Annotated in this window: 17 protein-coding genes, 1 tRNA gene and 1 pseudogene; 4 read left to right on the top strand and 15 right to left on the bottom strand. The window is 49.7% G+C overall.

Annotated elements, in window-relative coordinates; genetic code table 11:
* Positions 1-60: 60 nt before the first annotated feature.
* From BEB54_RS15625 to yicS, 4 genes are all read right to left on the bottom strand, one after another.
* Positions 61-1,803 carry a YopB/SseC family type III secretion system translocon subunit gene (locus BEB54_RS15625; RefSeq protein ID WP_105282229.1) on the bottom strand — a complete coding sequence of 581 codons (1,743 nt, stop codon included), beginning with the start codon at positions 1,801-1,803 and terminating at the stop codon, positions 61-63.
* Between the two features lie 55 nt (positions 1,804-1,858).
* Positions 1,859-2,041 carry a hypothetical protein gene (locus tag BEB54_RS15620; RefSeq protein ID WP_105277855.1) on the bottom strand — a complete coding sequence of 61 codons (183 nt, stop codon included), beginning with the start codon at positions 2,039-2,041 and terminating at the stop codon, positions 1,859-1,861.
* A 9-nt stretch (positions 2,042-2,050) separates the two neighbouring features.
* Positions 2,051-2,548, bottom strand: coding sequence for a SycD/LcrH family type III secretion system chaperone (locus BEB54_RS15615; protein ID WP_047669894.1), 498 nt, complete (start codon positions 2,546-2,548; stop codon positions 2,051-2,053).
* Between the two features lie 301 nt (positions 2,549-2,849).
* Positions 2,850-3,143 (bottom strand): protein YicS, encoded by a 294-nt coding sequence (gene yicS / locus BEB54_RS15610; RefSeq protein ID WP_001306625.1) that lies wholly within the window; start codon positions 3,141-3,143, stop codon positions 2,850-2,852.
* A gap of 208 nt (positions 3,144-3,351) precedes the next feature.
* Here yicS and nlpA point away from each other — a divergent pair, with 208 nt between their 5' ends.
* Positions 3,352-4,170 carry a lipoprotein NlpA gene (gene nlpA, locus BEB54_RS15605; protein WP_000779407.1) on the top strand — a complete coding sequence of 273 codons (819 nt, stop codon included), beginning with the start codon at positions 3,352-3,354 and terminating at the stop codon, positions 4,168-4,170.
* A gap of 3 nt (positions 4,171-4,173) precedes the next feature.
* On the opposite strand, the gene BEB54_RS15600 is transcribed toward nlpA, so the two are convergent.
* The 4 genes and pseudogenes from BEB54_RS15600 to BEB54_RS15585 all read right to left on the bottom strand — a co-directional run bounded on the left by BEB54_RS15600 (position 4,174) and on the right by BEB54_RS15585 (position 7,126).
* A complete protein-coding gene (locus tag BEB54_RS15600; protein ID WP_000535948.1) occupies positions 4,174-5,097 on the bottom strand; it encodes a carboxylate/amino acid/amine transporter in 924 nt (307 codons plus the stop codon).
* A gap of 110 nt (positions 5,098-5,207) precedes the next feature.
* On the bottom strand, positions 5,208-6,392 hold the full coding sequence (locus tag BEB54_RS15595; RefSeq protein WP_001355051.1) for a sugar efflux transporter: 1,185 nt from the start codon (positions 6,390-6,392) through the stop codon (positions 5,208-5,210).
* Between the two features lie 432 nt (positions 6,393-6,824).
* Positions 6,825-6,953: pseudogene (gene rhuM, locus BEB54_RS15590) on the bottom strand (RhuM family protein); the annotation flags it as partial.
* A 78-nt stretch (positions 6,954-7,031) separates the two neighbouring features.
* A tRNA-Sec gene (locus BEB54_RS15585) sits at positions 7,032-7,126 on the bottom strand.
* A gap of 292 nt (positions 7,127-7,418) precedes the next feature.
* Between BEB54_RS15585 and BEB54_RS15580 the strand changes: the two genes are divergently transcribed.
* Positions 7,419-8,801, top strand: a complete 1,383-nt coding sequence (locus BEB54_RS15580; protein ID WP_105277661.1) for a glycoside-pentoside-hexuronide family transporter — start codon at positions 7,419-7,421, stop codon at positions 8,799-8,801.
* A 9-nt stretch (positions 8,802-8,810) separates the two neighbouring features.
* Entirely contained in the window at positions 8,811-11,129 is a 2,319-nt protein-coding gene (gene yicI, locus BEB54_RS15575) for an alpha-xylosidase (protein WP_105277662.1), read from the top strand.
* Between the two features lie 51 nt (positions 11,130-11,180).
* Here the strand turns inward: yicI and BEB54_RS15570 are convergent, their stop codons facing one another.
* Together BEB54_RS15570 and xanP are read right to left on the bottom strand one after the other, a co-directional pair.
* The gene (locus BEB54_RS15570) at positions 11,181-12,890 is read right to left on the bottom strand and encodes an AsmA family protein (RefSeq protein ID WP_105277663.1); all 1,710 of its coding nucleotides are present in this window, start codon (positions 12,888-12,890) and stop codon (positions 11,181-11,183) included.
* Between the two features lie 120 nt (positions 12,891-13,010).
* On the bottom strand, positions 13,011-14,402 hold the full coding sequence (gene xanP, locus BEB54_RS15565) for a xanthine/proton symporter XanP (RefSeq protein WP_001295238.1): 1,392 nt from the start codon (positions 14,400-14,402) through the stop codon (positions 13,011-13,013).
* A 279-nt stretch (positions 14,403-14,681) separates the two neighbouring features.
* Between xanP and gltS the strand changes: the two genes are divergently transcribed.
* The gene (gene gltS / locus BEB54_RS15560) at positions 14,682-15,887 is read left to right on the top strand and encodes a sodium/glutamate symporter (RefSeq protein WP_105277664.1); all 1,206 of its coding nucleotides are present in this window, start codon (positions 14,682-14,684) and stop codon (positions 15,885-15,887) included.
* A gap of 188 nt (positions 15,888-16,075) precedes the next feature.
* On the opposite strand, the gene recG is transcribed toward gltS, so the two are convergent.
* From recG to gmk, 5 genes are read right to left on the bottom strand one after another with little or no spacing between them, the layout of a single operon-like run.
* The gene (gene recG, locus BEB54_RS15555) at positions 16,076-18,157 is read right to left on the bottom strand and encodes an ATP-dependent DNA helicase RecG (RefSeq protein ID WP_000678469.1); all 2,082 of its coding nucleotides are present in this window, start codon (positions 18,155-18,157) and stop codon (positions 16,076-16,078) included.
* A gap of 5 nt (positions 18,158-18,162) precedes the next feature.
* Positions 18,163-18,852 carry a tRNA (guanosine(18)-2'-O)-methyltransferase TrmH gene (gene trmH, locus BEB54_RS15550; RefSeq protein WP_001070177.1) on the bottom strand — a complete coding sequence of 230 codons (690 nt, stop codon included), beginning with the start codon at positions 18,850-18,852 and terminating at the stop codon, positions 18,163-18,165.
* A 6-nt stretch (positions 18,853-18,858) separates the two neighbouring features.
* On the bottom strand, positions 18,859-20,967 hold the full coding sequence (gene spoT, locus BEB54_RS15545; RefSeq protein WP_032185484.1) for a bifunctional GTP diphosphokinase/guanosine-3',5'-bis pyrophosphate 3'-pyrophosphohydrolase: 2,109 nt from the start codon (positions 20,965-20,967) through the stop codon (positions 18,859-18,861).
* A gap of 18 nt (positions 20,968-20,985) precedes the next feature.
* Positions 20,986-21,261 (bottom strand): DNA-directed RNA polymerase subunit omega, encoded by a 276-nt coding sequence (gene rpoZ / locus BEB54_RS15540; protein ID WP_000135058.1) that lies wholly within the window; start codon positions 21,259-21,261, stop codon positions 20,986-20,988.
* Between the two features lie 54 nt (positions 21,262-21,315).
* Positions 21,316-21,939 (bottom strand): guanylate kinase, encoded by a 624-nt coding sequence (gene gmk / locus BEB54_RS15535; protein ID WP_001295237.1) that lies wholly within the window; start codon positions 21,937-21,939, stop codon positions 21,316-21,318.
* Positions 21,940-22,194 lie beyond the last annotated feature (255 nt).

Here is a 22,194-nt window from a genome sequence, read left to right as displayed (position 1 = left end):
TAGTCTAAAAACTAGTATTAAGACTATCACTTAAATAAGTGATATTGGTTGTCTGGAGATTCAGGGGGCCAGTCTACGCACCATCTGAGCTACCTCTTGTTCGACGGTTTTATCTATCCTTTGCATCACTGTAAGCATTTGTTCGCGCGTTTTTGATAAATTACTCATATCCTGCTGAAGAATTTCCATATTTGCGAAATCCTCAGAGGCATATACATTCATGGCTGATGTTGCTATTGAACATACTGATGCGCTGATTTGTTCAAGTCCTTTGGCTATTTTTGCGAATAATAATATCAACTCTGCTGATTCTGTTATTTTACTGCCTACAGCATCTAATGCGGACATGACTTTTTTTGAAACAGATTTAATGATGGTTTCTACTGTGGATTTTATACTCTTTGTTACTTCTTTTGTTATTTCTTCGGTGGCAGTCTTTGTTAGCGCCTTTACGAGTTCACTTATTGCGACAGAACAAATTATCGCTGCACCAATCATTAGTGTTACCATAACAATAGACGCGGCTGCAGTTGAGTATATATCTTGTACCAAATCAATAGTCGTTTGTTTGACACCCAAAACATCCAGAAGAGCGCAGATTGCTAGCAGCGTGGGATCATATTTTGAAATAATACCCGCAAGGCCTTCAGTAAGTTTTCCTAAAATCCATCCGGTAGCCGTGGTGCCCAGCGCGATTTGACAGGTGATATCAATACCTAATACCACTGCCCCCGCTATTCCTCCAATAAGTGCCACGGCTCCAGCTAAGCTTGCACCAGCACTTGGAATAGAAGCGACAATACCAACAACAATTAAGACTGCGCTTACGGCAAAGGTAACTACAGTTACACACTCATTAACTATTTTTAAAACTTTAGTCGTGGTAGTATATTTATGTGCTGTTTCATTGAGTTTATTTTCCCTGACATGGTTGATTTCTTTCATTACCTCAGATTGATTTTTAATAGATTCGCAATTGGTGTCCCCAATAACTTCCATTACTGAGGTAATCAAAAGGATAAATGTGGCTGTCGCGTTTCTGTTTTTCTGGTTTTCCTGTGTCAGGCAAATATTGGTGGTGAAGTTATTAATCTGTTCTTGCTGTTGAATTTCGTCAAAAACTTCCATACTTTGGCCGATCGCAGCATCAGCATCCATAATGGCTGTATTTAATGATTTCTCAGCTAACGATTTTTTTTGTAACGACAGCGTGAGTGTTTTTTCAGCCGCGTTTTTTTGCGTCAGTACTTTATTGTATTGTGGATCGTCTGGTTGCAGTTGCGACAACTCTTGATCCAATGTGTTGACTTTTTTTTCCAGCGATTGCACTCTTTTATCGACTGCATTGTAATTATTGTTGGCCTGATGCAGATTATCGTTGGCTTTTTGCGCTGAATCTAATGACGAGGTGTAGGCGTCGCTTAATTCACGAAACTTATTATGTGCCATTTCGTGTCGAAGCAGGGTGTTGTCCAGGTTATTATGCAAGCGTGTAGTAATATCCTGATCGGCAATGCCTGATAAATTACCCAAAATCATCGTCAGGCGGGCATCATTCGTCTTTGCTGCAGTGGCGTTATCAGAATCGGAAACCTGCATTGCAGGTAGAGCAAGCATAGGTTTGTTTTCAAGACGAGCGCGAATATCGTTATCAAGGGACTTCGGGTTTTTATTAAGCCGCATGGGATCAACTTGCGTTTTGCTGCTGTCCTGCAGTCTTTTTTCCTCATCGCTATATTGTGTACGCAATGTTTCGCTGATTTGTTCAAACGTGATCGTCTGTCCCGTAATCGGTGCCGACATAATTCACCTCCTTTTTAAGCTATCATCTGGCTTAATTAACTGTTTATTATTTAACTCATGGCAGATGTTTATTTCCATCTAAAATGGCATCAACGGGAAAATAAGCAATGTGTTTATTGTTATTCTTCTCATTTATTTTATTGGCATGGTTGTTTTTTAAATCAATTGTTGCTTCCTCTTTATATTTCTTGGTTGCTTCTTCAGGCGTAAAAGAAGATTTTTTTACGTTTATGTTCATTTTGCCGACTCACTCTGTTTGAACTTCCTCTTCGGTATTGGCTGTCAAGAGTTCAAGATAAGCATTAGCCATCTCTTTAACTTTTTCATTTTGACTGTAGGTTACGACTGTATTAAATAACTCCGTGGCCATTTTAATGTTTTTTAAGCCCATCTGGCATTGGCCCATATAATAAACCAAAGAGAAATCGTTATCGGGAGATAGCATCAAACAGATATGATACATGTCGAATGCCTTTTGATAATCTTTCTTCAACTGACAGACGGCGGCATATCCCTTTAAATAATTATAATTTTGGAAATCATAAATACAGAGAAATTTAAAAAAGAGTTCAGCTTCGTCAAGTCTTCCTTTTTCATAAAAGTTATAAGCGTAAGCATAAACGCCTTCAAGGGTATCCGGGGTTATGCCATGCAGTTCTGCAAGCGTTGCTCCCATACCTAGTGCACGTTCGAACTTACTGGCAATTTCTTTATTTTCTTCTAAATCCAGATTTGCGCTTTCCATCTCTACTCTCTCCTTTCGAACATTCTTTGTTCAGACTTCACCATTTTTTAGAGGGTGGTGATATCAAAATTCGCTCATTTTTATGCCCATCCGTTGGACTTCCTTTTCTGCATTAAAAACAAGTATTGTTTCAATGAGATAAGATTTTCTATGTGATGAAATGAAAATAATGTAGAGGGAATTTTATCCACAATCCTGATGAACGGGTTCAATTCTGATTGGAATTTGAAAAAGCAGGTGATTTACTGATGTGCGAGCGTACGTCAGTGGCTGCTGGCCTGAGCGCGGAGGTGTGCGAAATTCACATATCCGGGCATTCCACCTTACCCAGCGCTTCCCAGTAGTTATTCTGATTATTACGCTCCATCGCCACAATAGCTTCGCGGATATGTTGTTTGTTACTCTCATCAGACAACATTAATTTTTCCCACGCTTCGTCTGATAATGACGCCTGTGGCGTGCAAATTTTACGTAAATCTTGCAATACCGTGGTCTTTTCTTTTGCCGACTGTAGAGAACTGAATGGCGACTCGGCCTGAGAAATGGCTGGGAAAGTCAGGAATACGGTAATCATGAGTAGCATCGTTGGCTTCATAGCTGCAACCTTCTGCAAATGTGCATCGAATGAAGCATAAGTGTAGTTTGCTTTTGCCGCTCTCATCATGCTGTACGAAAGGTGTTTGCGTGGTCAGTAAGAAGTGCCAGTTTTATATACCTTTTTCTTCTATTCGATAGCTTTTCGTTTTTTAAATCGTAGTGATCTTGCCATTATAGTCAGTTAACGATTAAAAAAAGGATAAAAAATGAAACTGACAACACATCATCTACGGGCGGGGGCCGCATTATTACTGGCAGGAATTCTGCTGGCAGGTTGCGACCAGAGCAGCAGCGATGAAAAGCACATTAAAGTGGGCGTTATTAATGGCGCAGAACAAGATGTCGCGGAAGTCGCTAAAAAGGTGGCAAAAGAGAAATATGGCCTCGATGTTGAACTGGTAGGATTTAGCGGTTCGTTGCTACCGAACGATGCGACAAATCATGGCGAGCTTGATGCGAACGTCTTCCAGCATCGACCCTTTCTTGAACAAGATAATCAGGCGCATGGTTATAAACTGGTAGCGGTGGGAAATACGTTTGTCTTCCCCATGGCGGGTTATTCCAAAAAAATCAAAACCGTGGCGCAAATAAAAGAAGGCGCGACAGTGGCGATTCCCAACGACCCGACCAACCTTGGTCGCGCGCTTTTACTGTTGCAAAAAGAGAAGCTAATTACTCTGAAAGAGGGAAAAGGGTTACTACCTACCGCGCTGGATATAACCGAGAATCCTCGTCATTTGCAGATTATGGAACTCGAGGGGGCACAGCTCCCGCGCGTACTGGATGATCCCAAAGTTGATGTGGCGATTATCAGCACCACTTACATTCAGCAGACCGGGCTTTCTCCGGTGCACGACAGCGTATTTATTGAAGATAAGAATTCGCCGTATGTGAATATTCTGGTGGCACGGGAAGATAATAAGAATGCAGAAAACGTGAAGGAATTTCTGCAATCTTATCAATCGCCCGAAGTCGCTAAAGCGGCAGAAACCATCTTTAACGGTGGCGCGGTGCCTGGCTGGTAATTCTCACTCATGCCGCGCCGGACGATTTATTTTTCTGGCGCGGCGACGGGAATCCATTGAAATCAAAATCACCGATGACAGAATCAGCAGTGTGCCCAGCCAGTCCGGCAATGTGAACGTGATCCCCAGCAACAGCAAAGAGAGCAGCGCGCTACTTAATGGTTCTGCACAGCTCAAAATGCTGGCTTTTGGCCCGCCAATGAGCTGTGCGCCTTTCAGATATAGACTAAAGGTTAGCGAAGTTCCGATTACCACCAGATAGAAAAACGCCAGAATCAGGCTGCCATTAACCACGAAGTTTGTTCCTTGCCCGGCATAGAAGGGCAGCAGGATTAGACCACCGATCAGCATACTCCAGCCGACGACCGGTAACGTGCCATAGCGGGCAATCAGCGTTGAGGGATAGGTGGTATAGAATGCAGCAGCAAATGCCGAGGCAATGCCCCAGAATAACGCGGCCGGAGAGATCGATAATGACGTCGGATTACCGTGAGTCACCAATAAAAAAGTCCCGATCAGCGATGTCAAAATAGCGCAAAAAACCAGAATGCCCGGGCGGGATTTACGCACCAGTGAGAACCAGGCGACGATAATCGTCGGTGAGAGGAATTGCAGCACCGTTGCCGTGGCAGCATTCGATTTTTCAATGGTTAGCAAAAAAGTGAGCTGTACGGTTAGCGCGCCAACCACGGAAAAAATCAGCAGACTAATGGCATCTTTGTGATTGTTAATAATAGAAAAGATTTTATCGCCATGCACAAATGACAGCGTCAGCAGAATCAAACCGGCGAATATCAAACGCGTCATAGTCAAAAACTGCGACGACATCTGGCTTTGCTCCATGATGTATTGCGCGCAGACCCCTGAACTTCCCCACAACACGGCGGCAATCAGAACGTTCAGCATCCCCTTTCTGGTGGAACCCATTTTTCCCTCTGCATACTGTTTTGTCGTTTATGTATGCAGGCATGATAGCAAAAATGGCGAGGATGGCTCTGTTTGCGCCACGCCGATTTTTCTTAGCTCAGACTGGTGAGCTAAATATCTTTAATAAACAGCAGGCAAATCATCGCAATACCCAACATCCCTATCGCCAGCCAGAACAACGCGTGGTAGCTCCAGATTTCAACCATAATTCCGTCAACAGAGCCGGCGATAATCCAGCCGACGCGTGAGGTATTTGCATATAACGTTGTCGCAGAGCCTATTTTTTCAGGCATCAGATCCTGAAAATAAAGCATGCCGATACCACAGAGAATACCAAGGAAAATGGCATTTAGAATTTGCAATTCCAGCTCAACTGCCGGAGTCGTCGCCATGAGTACGCTGGCGTAAAAACACATACCACTCACGATAGCAATGAGCATTAATAGTCGCTTGCCAATACGTTTCATGTAATAGCCTGCGATTAACATCATCGGAATTTCCAGACCGGCAGCAATACCAATCATTTCTCCAGCCAGTTTATCGGTTAGATGCAGTTCATCAATAATAAATAGCGGCATATTTATCATGTAGAGATTATTCGCCGCCCACATCATTGAACAGACTACAAAAAGTAGCCGTGTATCCCGCTTTCTATGGATGGAGGGTAAAATTTCTACGGGTTGGGTAACGACAGGAATATTTCTTTGTATTGATGGCAAAAACAACCAGACTATCAGCCCGCAAATAACAAATGCGATGGCAGCGGTGAGATACATCACTTTAAAACTAAATCCCATTGCCAGCTCATAAGCGAGCGGTGGCCCGATAACCCAGGCAAGCGAGATCTGAGCACGTAAAAATGTACTGAACATGACCGTCTCACGGCCTGTTCTGTCGGCGTGTTCACGGGCGAGGGCGAACATTTGCGGGTTTGCAGTGGAAGCAAAACTACTCAGAAGTACGCCCGTAGAGAGGAGAATGAAGTAGTTGCGATTCCACGCAAAAAGAGTGCAGGCCAACACTCCAAATAAGCAACATAGTAGGATCAGTAATTTACGGTCGCCTTGTTTATCGGAGTGCCTTGCCAGAAATTGACTGACCAGAATTCCCATAATAGCGCTACCGGTGAAGAAAAAACCTACCATTATAGGACGGGCTTTCAGTTCATCTGCGAGGAATATACTTAGGGTGGGAGTCTGGAGAGCGCCCGCAATACCAGTCAGAAAGGCGACAAGTAAAAATGCCGCGGCAGTGAGATCAAGTATTTTTGATGGAGTGGTAGCCATTTTTTGCATTCTTCTGAATCACCGGGCGACAAAATATAACTGAGTTACAAATAAGTACCAGTCGAATGAGTATTATATTAAGAATTTTTGAGTATCGCTGATACAACCAGAAAGCAATGCTAGCGCAATATTATAGGGCCAGCAATTGAGATTATTAGCAAAAGCATGTTAAGAATTAATCACCGAATTTACATATTAATTATAGTAAGGCAATGAGCTATTTTTGATAGTAAAAATAAAACAAGTTTATTTGATATATTAAATGAAAAAATTAATCTTGATGGCAGTCTGATTATTGGTGAAGTTTATAGGTCAGTTTTTTTCGCCAGCGGTTAAAGGAATAGAATCGTCGTATGAAAAAAGGGTGTTTTGGGGCGTGTAAAACAACATCTTCACCTTAATGGCGATACAGTTGGCTGAGAGTCAGCAGTGGGGGCAAATCACCTGCAAATAAACACGGCGCATGCTGGCGCGAATATCGCGGATGCGTTCGAGGACAGAAGAACCGACAGGCGGATTCTTCAGTCGCTCATCGTCCATCACAAAACCTTTGATCAGGTATTCCTGAAGCCGATTAAATATTGAGCAGTAGAAAATATCTGGATTGACTGTATTACAAGGGGTTGGAGAACGTCAGTAGAGGCAAACTGGCGGAAGATCACAGGAGTCGAACCTGCCCGGGACCGCTGGCGGCCCCAACTGGATTTGAAGTCCAGCCGCCTCACCGGAGACGACGATCTTCCGCGCCTCGATTGCTACATGGAGGCGGGGCGCATTATAGCTACTTCCTTGAGTTTCTACATCCCCCAGATCAGTTTTTTCCGCCTAATACATGCAGCGTATTATCACGAAAGCATTATATTTCATATAAAACCAATATTTTACAATGATATATGAGCGTAATTTACGCTACCACGATCACATAAAACAAGAATCATAAATTAATAACCAGATATCGGAATATTCGCTCTCACAGGGATGGTTTACAAAATGCGTTATCGGTCTCAGCACCCCTATAGCATCAAGGAAAAGCAGATGAAGAGTGAAGTGTTGTCCGTTAAAGAGAAAATTGGTTATGGCATGGGAGACGCCGCCAGCCACATTATTTTCGATAACGTAATGTTATATATGATGTTCTTTTATACCGATATTTTTGGCATTCCTGCCGGATTTGTCGGAACCATGTTTTTGGTCGCTCGTGCACTGGATGCGATTTCTGATCCTTGCATGGGGTTGTTGGCCGATCGAACGCGCTCTCGCTGGGGTAAATTTCGTCCGTGGGTACTGTTTGGCGCACTGCCATTCGGGATCGTCTGTGTACTGGCCTATAGCACGCCAGATCTCAGTATGAACGGAAAAATGATTTATGCAGCAATTACTTACACCCTACTTACCTTACTTTATACCGTCGTCAATATCCCTTACTGCGCATTGGGTGGTGTAATCACCAATGACCCGACTCAGCGTATCTCGCTGCAATCCTGGCGTTTTGTGCTGGCGACCGCGGGAGGCATGCTCTCTACTGTGCTGATGATGCCGCTGGTTAATTTAATTGGTGGTGATAATAAACCACTCGGTTTCCAGGGCGGTATCGCGGTCCTTTCCGTGGTGGCATTTATGATGCTGGCATTTTGTTTCTTCACCACTAAAGAACGCGTTGAAGCACCACCTACAACGACGTCTATGCGGGAAGATTTACGTGATATCTGGCAAAACGACCAGTGGCGTATTGTCGGTTTCCTGACCATTTTCAATATTCTGGCGGTGTGCGTACGCGGCGGGGCGATGATGTATTACGTCACATGGATTTTGGGTACGCCGGAAGTGTTTGTCGCTTTTCTTACCACTTATTGCGTGGGTAACCTGATTGGTTCCGCACTGGCGAAACGGCTGACCGACTGGAAATGTAAAGTCACTATCTTCTGGTGGACGAACGCCCTGCTGGCAGTGATTAGCCTGGCGATGTTCTTTGTTCCTATGCAGGCCAGCATCACCATGTTTGTCTTCATCTTCGTGATTGGTGTGTTGCATCAACTGGTGACACCTATCCAGTGGGTAATGATGTCCGATACCGTCGACTACGGCGAGTGGTGCAATGGTAAACGCCTTACCGGGATCAGTTTTGCTGGCACGTTGTTTGTGCTCAAACTGGGGTTGGCCTTCGGCGGCGCTCTTATCGGCTGGATGCTGGCTTATGGCGGATATGATGCGGCAGAAAAAGCGCAGAACAGCGCCACGATTAGCATCATTATCGCGCTATTCACGATTGTTCCGGCGATCTGTTACTTGCTGAGCGCGATTATCGCTAAACGCTACTACTCACTCACGACGCACAATCTGAAAACCGTTATGGAACAGCTGGCCCAGGGCAAACGCCGTTGCCAGCAACAATTCACCTCTCAAGAAGTGCAGAACTAAGGAACGGCAATGAAAATTAGCGACGGAAACTGGTTGATTCAACCTGGCCTCAATTTGATTCACCCGCTTCAGGTGTTCGAGGTTGAACAGCAGGGTAATGAAATGGTGGTCTATGCTGCCCCCCGTGATGTGCGTGAACGTACCTGGCAGCTTGATACGCCTTTATTTACGCTGCGCTTTTTCTCCCCACAGGAAGGTATTGTCGGTGTACGGATTGAGCATTTTCAGGGGGCGCTGAATAACGGTCCTCATTACCCGCTCAATATTTTGCAGGACGTGAAGGTCACAATCGAAAACACAGAACGTTACGCTGAGTTTAAAAGTGGCAACTTAAGTGCGCGTGTCAGCAAAGGTGAGTTCTGGTCACTGGATTTTCTGCGCAACGGCGAACGTATTACCGGTAGTCAGGTGAAAAATAATGGCTACGTGCAGGACACGAATAATCAACGAAATTATATGTTTGAGCGGCTGGATCTTGGCGTTGGCGAAACAGTTTACGGTCTGGGAGAGCGCTTTACTGCCCTGGTGCGCAATGGCCAGACGGTAGAGACCTGGAACCGGGACGGCGGCACAAGTACTGAACAGGCGTATAAAAATATCCCGTTCTATATGACTAACCGTGGTTATGGTGTACTGGTCAATCATCCCCAATGCGTCTCTTTTGAAGTGGGATCGGAGAAAGTCTCCAAAGTGCAGTTCAGCGTTGAGAGTGAATATCTCGAATACTTTGTTATCGACGGCCCGACGCCGAAAGCGGTACTTGATCGTTATACCCGTTTTACTGGTCGTCCGGCGCTGCCGCCCGCGTGGTCCTTCGGCCTGTGGCTAACCACTTCATTTACCACCAACTACGACGAAGTGACGGTAAACAGCTTTATCGATGGTATGGCGGAACGCAATCTGCCGCTGCATGTTTTCCACTTTGACTGTTTCTGGATGAAAGCCTTCCAGTGGTGCGATTTTGAGTGGGACCCGCTGACTTTCCCGGACCCGGAAGGGATGATCCGCCGCCTGAAAGCGAAAGGGCTAAAAATCTGCGTCTGGATTAACCCCTATATCGGGCAAAAATCCCCTGTCTTTAAAGAGTTACAAGAGAAAGGTTATTTACTCAAACGCCCGGACGGTTCGCTGTGGCAGTGGGATAAATGGCAGCCAGGTCTGGCGATTTATGACTTTACCAATCCAGATGCCTGTAAATGGTACGCCGATAAACTGAAAGGTCTGGTCGCGATGGGCGTTGATTGCTTTAAGACCGACTTTGGCGAACGTATTCCAACCGATGTTCAGTGGTTTGACGGTTCCGATCCGCAGAAAATGCATAACCATTATGCGTACATCTACAATGAACTGGTGTGGAACGTGCTCAAGGAAACCGTCGGCGAGGAGGAAGCTGTCCTGTTTGCCCGCTCGGCCTCCGTTGGTGCGCAGAAATTCCCGGTACATTGGGGGGGCGACTGTTACGCTAACTACGAATCAATGGCGGAAAGCCTGCGCGGTGGTTTGTCTATTGGCCTTTCTGGTTTTGGCTTCTGGAGCCACGATATCGGCGGCTTTGAGAATACCGCTCCGGCGCACGTTTACAAACGCTGGTGCGCGTTTGGTTTGCTCTCCAGCCATAGCCGTTTACACGGCAGCAAATCTTATCGTGTGCCGTGGGCCTATGATGATGAGTCCTGTGATGTGGTGCGCTTCTTCACGCAACTGAAATGCCGCATGATGCCGTATCTGTATCGTGAGGCTGCTCGTGCGAACGCGCGGGGTACGCCGATGATGCGGGCCATGATGATGGAGTTTCTGGACGATCCGGCTTGTGATTACCTTGACCGTCAATACATGTTAGGCGACAACGTGATGGTTGCTCCAGTGTTCACTGAATCGGGCGATGTGCAGTTCTACTTGCCGGAAGGTCGCTGGACACACCTGTGGCACAACGATGAACTCGATGGTAGTCGCTGGCATAAACAGCAGCACGGCTTCCTGAGTCTGCCCGTTTATGTGCGTGATAACACCCTACTGGCGCTGGGCAACAACGAGCAACGTCCCGATTACGCGTGGCACGAAGGCACGGCATTCCAGCTCTTTAATCTGCAAGACGGGCATGAAGCCATCTGTGAAGTGCCCGCTGCCGATGGTTCCGTTCTTTTCACCCTGAAAGCGGCGCGTACTGGCAACACAATTACTGTGAATGGTGCGGGCGTGGCGAAGAACTGGACGCTGTGCTTGCGCAATGTTGTGAAAGTAAATGGTCTGCAAGGCGGTTCGCAGGCTGAAAGTGAGTTGGGGGTAGTGGTGATGCCAGCGGCTAACTTGCTGACAATCACGTTGTAATCTATTGAAGAAATGCCGGGTATGTCTGAGCGTACCCGGCGAAATTGACTTTTACTGAACCGGCTCCGTCGATGTAACTTCGCTATTGGAAACTACGCCCGCATTCATGGTTTGAGTCACTTGCTGCTTTGCGGCATTCACGGCATGCAATTGCCCGCTAACCGTAGGTTTCAGCGGGACATTGACCTGAATATCGCCACTGGCGGCAAGCTGAATATTGCCGTCGCCAGTCAACGGTAGTTCAGGCCATCCCCACTGTTGCAAAATATTCACCGGCACACCGCGTCCATTCAGGCTGATATGGGTCTGACGTTGTGGCGTTTGTGAAACACTGGCGGTGGCTTCCAGAATACCTTTTTCGGTAAATGCGCTCAGTTCGCTGATATTTACCGTACTGCTATTGGCAGTCAGCGCCAGCGACGGGCGACGGACATCAACACGATTAAACGTCGCGGCGGCGGCATTCAGATTCACCGAACCACTCCAGACGCCCCATTTATGATCGGTAACCAGCGTCAGATTCGCGCCGTAACCATCGAGCGCGGTGAGTTGCCACGGGAAGTCAGGGTTGATATCAATAATTAGATTGCGGCTGGCGCTAAATCTCTTCAGTTGCAGACTGTTTAACCAGCCGGGTGTCATTTCCATCCACAACTGTTGCCAGTTTTTCGGCAAGGTATATTCCAGCCCGGCAATTGCCGCATCATCAAGCAACAGCGTTTTCCCGTCACGCAACCAGTTCCCTGACGTTCTGACCATGCCCCCTTCCCAGCGGCTGGTGAACTGGCGCAGTGCTACGCCCTGCGGGGAAAATTCCGCGTTTATAATCGGGTCAAATAAATGCAGCGAACCATAAATGAACTCGCTGGCGTTCATCGACAGTTTGCCTTCCTGTGTCTGCCAGTCATCTTTACTGAAGGTCATGTTGCGCAAGCTGAGATCGAGGTCGGTCACCGCCCAGTCCGGACCTTGCAGACGAGCGTCAATGACTTCCAGGCGACCAATCTGCAACGACGGGACAGAGCGTAATGGCGCAAAGAAGTCGGTTAGCGATTTTTCGCTTTGTAGACGGATATCCGCCAGCCGCAGATTTTCCACTTGCCAGCTGCCGTCGGCGTTACGCTGCGCGTTTCCGGTTAATGTCCCGCGGGCGATGTCGGCACCCAGGTTAGTCAGCGTAACGCGATCGTTATCAATACTGCCTTCAATGAGTACATTGGTGGCAGGAACATCATTGAGCGAAAGCGATCCGGCACTAAACTGAATCTGCGCCTTCGTACCCAGCACTTTACCGGCTTCTGGTGTCCACGGAACCACGCCACCATTTACCCGCTGCGCGCTCAGTTTCCATTCGCTATTCGGGCTATTAAACGCCATATCACGCAGTTGCAGACGATCGGCTTTGAACGGCAGCGGCGCGGTCTGGTCGGTGAGATTCAGCGTCCCGTTTTCCAGTAGGATGGTATCGACATGGCGTGGTTCGGTCAGTTGGCGACTGCTTAGCGCAATGTCGACACTTTTTGCCACCAGGGTCGCGGGCTGACCATCACGACCAAACGTGACGTTCTCCAGCACGATATGAGATGGCGCGGAAAAACGGTGATCCATCGCCCCGAAGGCCAGATGATAGTCGCTATTTTCGGAAACCCATGCGCTGATATGTTCTGCTCCCCAGCGGGTTTGCAGAAGAAAATAGAGGCCAGCGATCACCACTAACAGAGCGATGAGAATGTAGAGAAGCAGCTTCCCAATAAATTTCATGGTCTTCCATCCCGTGAAATGCACATAAGGGAGTTATGCACGATTTACGCGCAATCCTCAAGGCGGGAATGGTGAAAGAGGTGAGACTGCGGCGGTAATTATCTTACCGCCGTCAGTGAATTACTGTTTTTCTGGTGGGAAAATCAGATTCAGCACGATGGCAGTAATACCGCCCGCGGCGATCCCAGAAGAGAGCAGGTTTTTCAGCCATTCAGGGGCAAACTGCAAAATCAGCGGCTGCTGAGACACGCCCAGACCGACCGCCAGCGACAGCGCGATAATCAGAATCGCCCGACGGTTTAGCGGCTCACGGGAGACAATTCGCACACCTGATGCTGCGATAGTGCCAAACATTACAAGCGTTGCGCCGCCCAGAACCGGTTCTGGAATGTGTTGTACAAAACCGCTCACTGCCGGGAACAGACCCAGCACGATCAACATCAGCGCGACGACAAAACCGACATAGCGGCTGGCAACACCGGTCAACTGGATCACACCGTTGTTCTGCCCGAAGCAGGAGTTCGGGAAAGTGTTAAACACCGCCGAAACAAACGAGTTCAGACCGTTTGCCAGCACGCCGCCTTTCAGACGTTTCATGTATAGCGGACCGGATACAGGCTGTTCGGAAACGTCAGACGTCGCCGTGATATCGCCAATAGTTTCCAGCGAAGTGATCATAAAGACCAGCATCAGCGGCAGCAGCAGGCTCCATTCAATGCCAAGACCGTAATAGAGCGGGGTTGGCACCATAATCAGTTCTTGCGTCATCGGTTCGTTGCTTTCTGGCAACATGCCCATAAACCACGCCAGCGCATATCCTGCCGCCATCGCAATCACCAGTGAAGCCACGCGCAAATATGGGTTACGTTGACGGTTAAGCAGGATAATTAAGGCTAAGACCACGCCCGCCAGCAGCAGATTTTTCGGTGCGCCGAAGGTGTTATCGCTCATGGCTGCGTAACCGCCGCCAATGGAGGTTAATCCAACCTGAATCAGCGACAGGCCGATAATCATCACCACGACGCCAGAAACCAGCGGCGTAATAATGCGGCGCGCCAGATGCAGAACGCGGGAGATCACCATCTCAGTGCAACTTGCCAGCATCAGCGTGCCGAACAAAGCCGCCATCATGGTAGGAACATCAGCACCACCGGTCTTCAGCGCTGTGCCGCCCATAATCAGCGGGGCAACAAAGTTGAAGCTGGTGCCCTGAATAGACAACAGCCCGGAGCCAACCGGCCCCCAGGCCTTAATTTGAATAATCGACGCCACACCGGAGGCAAACAGCGACATACTAATAATGTGTTGTGTGTCTTGTGCCGGTAACCCCAACGCCTGGCAGATTAATAGCGCTGGCGTGATCACCGCAACGAACATCGCCAGCAGATGCTGGCAGGCGGCAAACAGAGTTTGAGGAAGCGGCGGACGATCTTCAAGACGGTAAATCAGTTCGCTGTTTTGAGTCTGCGCAACCGGTTGCGCATTTTCTGACTCGAGGGTGGAAACAGACATCGAAAACAATCCCGTGGTAGCAAAGCGGGCATTTTAGCTGACCGAAAGAGAAAAGCAAACGTTTGCCACGGCCTCTGCTAAATATTTAAATGAGATAAATGCACTTTTTTATATAACTTTTGGTATTTTTCTGCTTAAAATCCATGCCATTTGTTCATTAACAGCTGAGAATTTGACCCAGGAAAGCATGACTCGATACCCGTCATATTTCATGAAGGTGCCACTGCGCGATGAAGTATGACGAGTATGAAAGAGTGATGCGGATACAAAGGAGTAACTATGTTTCATCTCGATACTTTAGCAACGCTTGTTGCCGCAACGCTGACGTTGCTGCTCGGGCGTAAGTTGGTCCATTCCGTCTCCTTTTTGAAGAAATACACCATACCGGAACCTGTTGCGGGTGGTTTGTTGGTGGCGCTGGCGCTACTGGTACTGAAAAAAAGCATGGGCTGGGAAGTCAACTTTGATATGTCCCTGCGCGATCCGTTAATGCTGGCTTTCTTCGCCACCATTGGTTTGAACGCCAACCTTGCCAGTCTGCGTGCCGGTGGGCGCGTGGTTGGCATCTTCTTGATTGTGGTTGTTGGTCTGTTGGTGATGCAAAATGCCATTGGCATTGGTATGGCTAGCCTGTTAGGGCTTGATCCGCTGATGGGGCTGTTGGCCGGTTCTATTACGCTTTCCGGCGGTCACGGTACGGGCGCTGCGTGGAGTAAATTGTTCATTGAACGCTATGGCTTCTCCAATGCGACGGAAGTGGCGATGGCCTGTGCGACGTTTGGTCTGGTGCTGGGCGGCTTGATTGGCGGTCCGGTAGCGCGCTATCTGGTGAAGCACTCCACCACGCCAAACGGCATTCCTGATGACCAGGAAGTACCAACGGCGTTTGAAAAGCCGGATGTGGGCCGCATGATCACCTCGCTGGTGCTGATTGAAACTATCGCGCTGATTGCTATCTGCCTGACGGTGGGGAAAATTGTTGCGCAACTTTTGGCTGGCACTGCTTTTGAACTGCCGACCTTCGTCTGTGTACTGTTTGTTGGCGTGATTCTGAGCAACGGTCTGTCAATGATGGGCTTTTACCGCGTCTTTGAGCGTGCGGTATCCGTGCTTGGTAACGTAAGCCTGTCGTTGTTCCTGGCGATGGCGCTGATGGGGCTTAAACTATGGGAGCTGGCTTCGCTGGCGCTGCCGATGCTGGCGATTCTGGTGGTACAGACCATCTTCATGGCGTTGTATGCCATCTTCGTTACCTGGCGCATGATGGGCAAAAACTACGATGCGGCGGTGCTGGCTGCGGGTCATTGTGGTTTTGGCCTCGGTGCAACGCCAACGGCAATCGCCAACATGCAGGCGATCACTGAACGTTTTGGCCCGTCGCACATGGCGTTCCTGGTAGTGCCGATGGTTGGTGCGTTCTTTATTGATATCGTTAACGCGCTGGTGATTAAACTGTATTTGATGTTGCCGATTTTTGCGGGTTAACCGATGAAGCGGCGGTAGAAGTGCCGCCGCAACAAAGACAAAAGCTTGATATGCTTCGCTTATCATGCCTGCGCATTGATTCACAATTTATTGAATTTGTAGTTTTTTTTAGGACGGATAAGGCGTTCACGCCGCATCCTACAGGAAGGTAGGGTAACCTGAAATGGCGGTTTTCTCACCGCCGCTTTTTACGCATTCGAGTAACGTTCCGTTTCTGGCATCCAGCGTTCTATCAGGGCTTTTGCCTGCTGTGGGTAACGTTCGTGAATATGGCGTGCCAGGCGCTGAACTTCCGGGATCATCGCCTGATCGCGCAGCAAATCCGCCACTTTAAATTCAGCATTACCCGTCTGACGCGTGCCTAACAATTCGCCAGGGCCGCGAATCTCCAGATCTTTTTGTGCAATCACAAAACCGTCGTTACTGTCGCGTAGCACTTGCAGGCGGATTTGCGCGGTTTTGGAGAGCGGCGTTTTGTAGAGCAGCACACAGTGAGAAGCCACCGCGCCACGACCTACACGCCCACGTAGCTGGTGCAACTGCGCCAGACCCAGACGCTCCGGGTTTTCGATAATCATCAGGCTGGCGTTAGGCACATCAACGCCGACTTCAATAACGGTCGTGGCAACCAGCAGGTGTAACTCGCCTTGTTTAAATGATGCCATGACGGCCTGCTTCTCGGCTGGTTTCATCCGTCCGTGTACCAGACCAACATTCAACTCTGGTAGCGCCAGTTTCAACTCTTCCCAGGTAGCTTCCGCCGCCTGTGCTTCCAGTAATTCTGATTCTTCAATGAGTGTGCACACCCAGTACGCCTGACGACCTTCAGTCATGCAGGCGTGGCGCACGCGGTCGATAATGTCGTTGCGGCGGGTATCCGGGATAGCCACCGTCGTCACAGGCGTACGACCTGGCGGTAACTCATCAATGACCGAGGTATCGAGATCGGCATATGCAGTCATTGCCAGCGTGCGGGGGATCGGCGTGGCGGTCATGATCAACTGATGCGGATGGAAGCCCTGCTGCTGGCCTTTCTCCCATAACGCCAGACGCTGATGCACGCCAAAACGATGCTGTTCGTCGATGATCACCAGCGCCAGGCCGTTAAACTGCACCTGTTCCTGGAAGATGGCGTGTGTACCGACAATCATCTGCACCTGACCGCTGGCGATGGCTTCCTGCTGTGCCAGTCGTGCTTTACCTTTCTGTTTACCGGCGAGCCAGCCCACTTCGATACCGAGCGGAGCAAACCAGTTACGGAAGTTATTGGCGTGCTGCTCGGCGAGTAATTCGGTTGGTGCCATCAATGCCACCTGTTTGCCGTGCGCAATCGCACGCAACGCGGCGAGGGCGGCGACCAGCGTTTTACCGGAACCTACATCGCCCTGCACCAGGCGCATCATCGGCACATCCAGCGCCATATCGCGCTCGATCTCCGCCACCACGCGTGCCTGTGCGCCCGTTGGCTTGAACGGTAAGGCTGCGAGGAGTTTATTTTTCAGCGCGTCATTGGCGCTCAGCGGCTGGGCATGAAAACGCTGTGCTCCGGCACGTAAGGCTAACATGCTGAGGTTGTGCGCCAGCAACTCTTCCAGAATCAGCCGGCGTTGTGCCGGATGCTGCCCGGTTTCGAGATCGCTAAGCTGTAGCGTCGGCGGCGGGCGGTGCAAAGTGCGCAACGCTTCCGGTAGCGTCATCATTCCTTGTGACAGTTCCGGCGGCAGGAGTTCTTCAATGGCGCAGGTGTCGAGCAGATCCAGCGCCTGGTCGGTTAATTTACGCAGCGTGGCCTGCTTTACGCCTTCCGTAGTTGGGTAAACCGGCGTTAGCGTTTCCTGCAACTCTGGCATACTGAGATCGCCCTGCACGCGGTATTCCGGGTGGATCATCTCCGCACCATATTTACCGCGCTTTGCTTCGCCATAGGCCAGCACGCGGCGGCCAGTCGCCAGGCTATTTTTCATTGCCGCGTTGAAGTTGAAAAAGCGCATGGTGAGAATGCCGGAACCGTCGCTGATCTGGCAGGTCATCATCCGCCGACCGCCGAAGGAGATATTGCAATTCAGCACTTCGCCTTCCACCGTGGCATAAACGCCCGGCAGTAGTTCACCGATGGGGTAGAGATGGGTGCGATCTTCGTAGCGCAGAGGAAGGTGTAAGAGTAAATCCTGCACGGTATGCAGGTTGATTTTCGCCAGCTTATTACTTTGCGCCGCGCCAACGCCCGTTAGCGAACTGAGCGGAACAGCATCTAACAGGCGACCTTTCATGGCGCTTACCCTGCTGCCTGCATAGTGGCCCACCAGTCGGCATCAGCTTCAATTTCGCCTTGCTGATTAACGTGGGGGTAGGGCAGGCCTTTGCGTTTTGCGACTTTCGCCAGCACCGGATAGCCGCCTTCAAACAACAGCCGTTGTTGCTCCGCTTCCGGCAACATGCTGTTTTCCCGCAGATACATGCCTGCGTTTTGCCTCTGGCGCTGGGCTTCGTAAAGAATAAGGGCTGAGGCAACGGAAACATTCAGCGACTGCACCATGCCGATCATCGGAATGATGATGTCCTGATCCGCCAGGGCTAACGCTTCCTGCGTGATACCCGTTTTCTCCTGTCCCATCAAAATACAGGTCGGGCGGGTATAATCAATTTCGCGGAAATCGACAGCGTTATCAGAAAGATGTGTAGCCAGGATCTGCATTCCCTGGCCTTTCAGATGGGCAACGGCATCGCCAATGGTGCGGTGCGTTTTCACCTGTACCCAACTGTTGCTGCCAGCCGCAGCCGAAGCCATGGTGCGCATCCGGCTGCCAGGCCAGACGGCATGAACTTCATGTACGCCAACGGCATCTGCGGTACGAATAATCGCAGAAACGTTATGTGGTTTGTGGACCTGCTCCATGCAGACGGTCAGATCAGGCTGCCGCCTGGCGAGCATTTCGCAGATGCGTGCATAACGTGTTGGGTTCATAAAACATTAATTTCGGTTTCGGGTGACTTTAATCACGTCTGGCATCACGCGGATTTTGCGCATGATATTCGCCAGATGCACACGGTCACGGGCGGTCAGACGAATAAAGGCGCTGTAGACGCGACCATCTTTCTCTTCCGTATTCAAACTTTGAATATTCGAGGTCGTGGTGTTAATTGCCGCCGTCAGGTTTGCTAGCGCGCCCTGATGATTGAACATCTCCACCTTGATTTCGGTGATGAACTCCTGTGCCGTCTCTTTATCCCATTCCACAGCCATAAATTTCTCTGGCTCTTTCTGGTAGCCACGGATGTTACGGCAGGATTCATGGTGGATCACCAGACCTTTACCGGGGCTGACGTGAGCGATAATCGGATCGCCAGGAATGGGGCGGCAGCATTTCGCAAAGGTGATCAACACGCCATCAGCACCTTTAATCGGCAGATGCCCGTGGCTTTGAGTCGCCGGCGGAATGGAGGCGTCCCCATGTTGCAGATTTTTCGCGACCACCACGCTCATCGCGTTGCCAAGACCAATTTCCGCCAGCAGATCGTCAAGCGTTGCCAGCTTCATGCGGTCCAGCTCGCGCTGAATATTTTCCGGCGGGATTTCATTGAGCTTACGGCTGCCACCCAACGCATGATTGAGCAGACGACGGCCCAGGCTTACAGAATCATCACGCTTGAGGTTTTTCAGCAACTGACGAATTTTGGCGCGCGCTTTCGAGCTAACGACAAAGTTCAGCCATGCGGCATTCGGGCGAGCGCCCGGTGCGGTAATGATTTCAACGGTTTGGCCACTGGAGAGCGGCTGCGACAGCGGGTAAGGCTGACGGTCGACGCGAGCGCCCACGCAGGCATGACCGATATCGGTATGCACCGCATAAGCGAAGTCGACGGGCGTTGCACCGGCAGGCAGCTCTACAATGCGCCCTTCCGGTGTGAAAACGTAAATCTCATCCGGGAAGAGATCGGATTTAACGCTCTCGATAAATTCAAATGAGCTACCGGCACTCTGTTGCAGCTCCAGCAGGCTTTGCATCCAGCGCTGGGCGCGAATTTGTGCGGTAGTACTGGTTTCGCCGTGCTCTTTATAAGCCCAGTGCGCAGCAACACCCATCTCTGCCATCTGATCCATATCTTCGGTACGGATCTGGACCTCAACCGGCACGCCGTGCGGGCCAATCATCGAGGTGTGCAAAGACTGATAGCCGTTCGCTTTTGGAATAGCGATGTAGTCTTTCACGCGACCCGGACGCGGCTTGTACAGGCTATGCATTTGCCCGAGCACGCGATAACAGGTGTCGGAATCATTGACGATCACGCGGAAGGCGTAGATGTCCATGATTGAGTGAAAACGCTGCTCTTTGAGCACCATTTTGCAGTAGATCGAATAAAGATGCTTCTCGCGACCACTGACGCGGCACGGTATTCCCGCTTCCTGCAAACGCCCTTCGATTTCCGAGAGGATTTTTTGGATCATCTCTTTACGGTTGCCGCGTGCGGCTTTCACCACTTCTTTGATTACGCGGTAACGGTTGGGATACAGCGCCTCAAAACCCAGCTCTTCGAGTTCGGTTTTAATGTGGTGGATACCTAAACGGTGTGCCAGCGGGCTGTAAATTTCGAGGGTTTCACGGGCGATGCGGCGACGTTTGTCCGGGCGAAGTGAGCCCAGCGTGCGCATGTTGTGGGTACGGTCGGCAAGTTTGATGAGAATGACGCGGATATCCTGCACCATCGCCATAATCATCTTGCGAAAGTTTTCGGCCTGCGCCTCTTTCTTATCGCGGAACTTGAGTTTATCAAGCTTTGATACCCCCTCTACCAGTTCGGCGACGCTTTTACCAAAAAGCTGCTCCATGTCCTGGTAGGTGGCGGGAGTATCTTCAATCACGTCATGCAGCAGCGCCGCCATTAGCGTTTCATAGTCGAGTTTCATCTCGGCCAGAATGCAGGCAACCGCTACCGGGTGCGTGATATAGGGTTCACCGCTTGAACGTGTTTGCCCCTCGTGAGCATCACGTGCAACGAGATACGCCTGCCGCAGACGCTTGATTTGGTCTTCCGGCAGGTAGGTTTGAATCAGTTGATTCAGGCTTTCAAACAGATACAAGGGCGACCCGCTTTGTGATTAACGACGACCTTCAGCAATAGCGGTAACGGCTTGTAATTCAGCGGCTTCCTGCTCTTGCTGTTCCTGGCGTTCGCGAACGTCGAGGATCTGGTTGTTGATCAGACCTTCTTCGATTTCGCGCAGCGCGATTACGGTGGTTTTATCGTTTTCTTCCGGTACCAGCGGATCCTTTCCGCCTACCTGCATCTGACGAGCGCGACGCGCGGCGACCAGTACCAGGTCAAAACGGTTACCAATTTTCTCTACAGCGTCCTGAACAGTTACGCGTGCCATACTTAAAAAGCTCCACAGGTGAAGAAATGACTGGGCATGATACTGAAATCAGGTTCAGTCTGCCAACAATTTGCTGATTAAAGCGTCATGACGCTGCTTTTGGCGGCTCATGCGCAGACGTTCGGCGCGAATAATGGTCTTCAAATCGGTCAACGCGGTATCGAAGTCATCATTCACAATCAGGTAATCATATTCGGCGTAATGGCTCATTTCTGCAACAGCTTGCGCCATACGCTTTGCAATGACCTCTTCGCTGTCCTGACCGCGACCGCGTAGACGGCGGTCCAGTTCAATTTTGGACGGCGGTAAAATAAAGATACTCCGCGCGTGCGGCATCTTCTGGCGAATTTGCTGCGCGCCCTGCCAGTCGATATCGAGAAAAACATCGACACCGGTCGCCAGTACTTGCTCAATGGCCTCACGCGAAGTGCCATAGTAATTACCAAAAACTTCTGCGTGTTCCAGGAACGCATCTCTGCTAATCATTTCTTTAAATTCATCATGATTAACAAAGAAATAATGTTCACCGTGGACTTCACCAGGACGCGGTTGGCGTGTGGTGTGTGAAACAGAAACCTGGGTGTCATACAACGGTTGGGTTTTTAATAAAGCCTGAATCAGGCTGGATTTACCCGCGCCACTGGGGGCAGAAACAATATAAAGCGTGCCTTGAGCCATGAGTATCTTTCGTATGTGATTAGCGAAATAAAGCCTACATACGAGCTTATTATACACGGCGCGGCCATGTGACGTAGCCCTTGCTCACACTTTTTGCGCAAAGTTGTTGCGTTTTGCGTAGCTGCTTCCGCATTTGCCTGTGATTCACTGCAATAAAGACGATTCTCAGGAAGCGTCCTCGCAGACTCCGTTTTTGCCACTCGGCTTTGCTTTCATCACGTTGTATATCTGCCTGACTATCTACAGCGGAGGTGA

Source organism: Escherichia sp. MOD1-EC6021 (genome assembly GCF_002965245.1).
GTDB lineage: Bacteria > Pseudomonadota > Gammaproteobacteria > Enterobacterales > Enterobacteriaceae > Escherichia > Escherichia coli_F.
This window is presented reverse-complemented; position numbering and strand designations above follow the sequence as displayed.

Bases quoted from the DNA above. Each gene is read 5' to 3' on its own strand.
- BEB54_RS15625 (WP_105282229.1), bottom strand. From the start codon at position 1,803: ATGTCGGCACCGATTACGGGACAGACGATCACGTTTGAACAAATCAGC.
- BEB54_RS15620 (WP_105277855.1), bottom strand. From the start codon at position 2,041: ATGAACATAAACGTAAAAAAATCTTCTTTTACGCCTGAAGAAGCAACC.
- BEB54_RS15615 (WP_047669894.1), bottom strand. From the start codon at position 2,548: ATGGAAAGCGCAAATCTGGATTTAGAAGAAAATAAAGAAATTGCCAGT.
- yicS (WP_001306625.1), bottom strand. From the start codon at position 3,143: ATGAAGCCAACGATGCTACTCATGATTACCGTATTCCTGACTTTCCCA.
- nlpA (WP_000779407.1), top strand. From the start codon at position 3,352: ATGAAACTGACAACACATCATCTACGGGCGGGGGCCGCATTATTACTG.
- BEB54_RS15600 (WP_000535948.1), bottom strand. From the start codon at position 5,097: ATGGGTTCCACCAGAAAGGGGATGCTGAACGTTCTGATTGCCGCCGTG.
- BEB54_RS15595 (WP_001355051.1), bottom strand. From the start codon at position 6,392: ATGCAAAAAATGGCTACCACTCCATCAAAAATACTTGATCTCACTGCC.
- BEB54_RS15580 (WP_105277661.1), top strand. From the start codon at position 7,419: ATGAAGAGTGAAGTGTTGTCCGTTAAAGAGAAAATTGGTTATGGCATG.
- yicI (WP_105277662.1), top strand. From the start codon at position 8,811: ATGAAAATTAGCGACGGAAACTGGTTGATTCAACCTGGCCTCAATTTG.
- BEB54_RS15570 (WP_105277663.1), bottom strand. From the start codon at position 12,890: ATGAAATTTATTGGGAAGCTGCTTCTCTACATTCTCATCGCTCTGTTA.
- xanP (WP_001295238.1), bottom strand. From the start codon at position 14,402: ATGTCTGTTTCCACCCTCGAGTCAGAAAATGCGCAACCGGTTGCGCAG.
- gltS (WP_105277664.1), top strand. From the start codon at position 14,682: ATGTTTCATCTCGATACTTTAGCAACGCTTGTTGCCGCAACGCTGACG.
- recG (WP_000678469.1), bottom strand. From the start codon at position 18,157: ATGAAAGGTCGCCTGTTAGATGCTGTTCCGCTCAGTTCGCTAACGGGC.
- trmH (WP_001070177.1), bottom strand. From the start codon at position 18,852: ATGAACCCAACACGTTATGCACGCATCTGCGAAATGCTCGCCAGGCGG.
- rpoZ (WP_000135058.1), bottom strand. From the start codon at position 21,261: ATGGCACGCGTAACTGTTCAGGACGCTGTAGAGAAAATTGGTAACCGT.
- gmk (WP_001295237.1), bottom strand. From the start codon at position 21,939: ATGGCTCAAGGCACGCTTTATATTGTTTCTGCCCCCAGTGGCGCGGGT.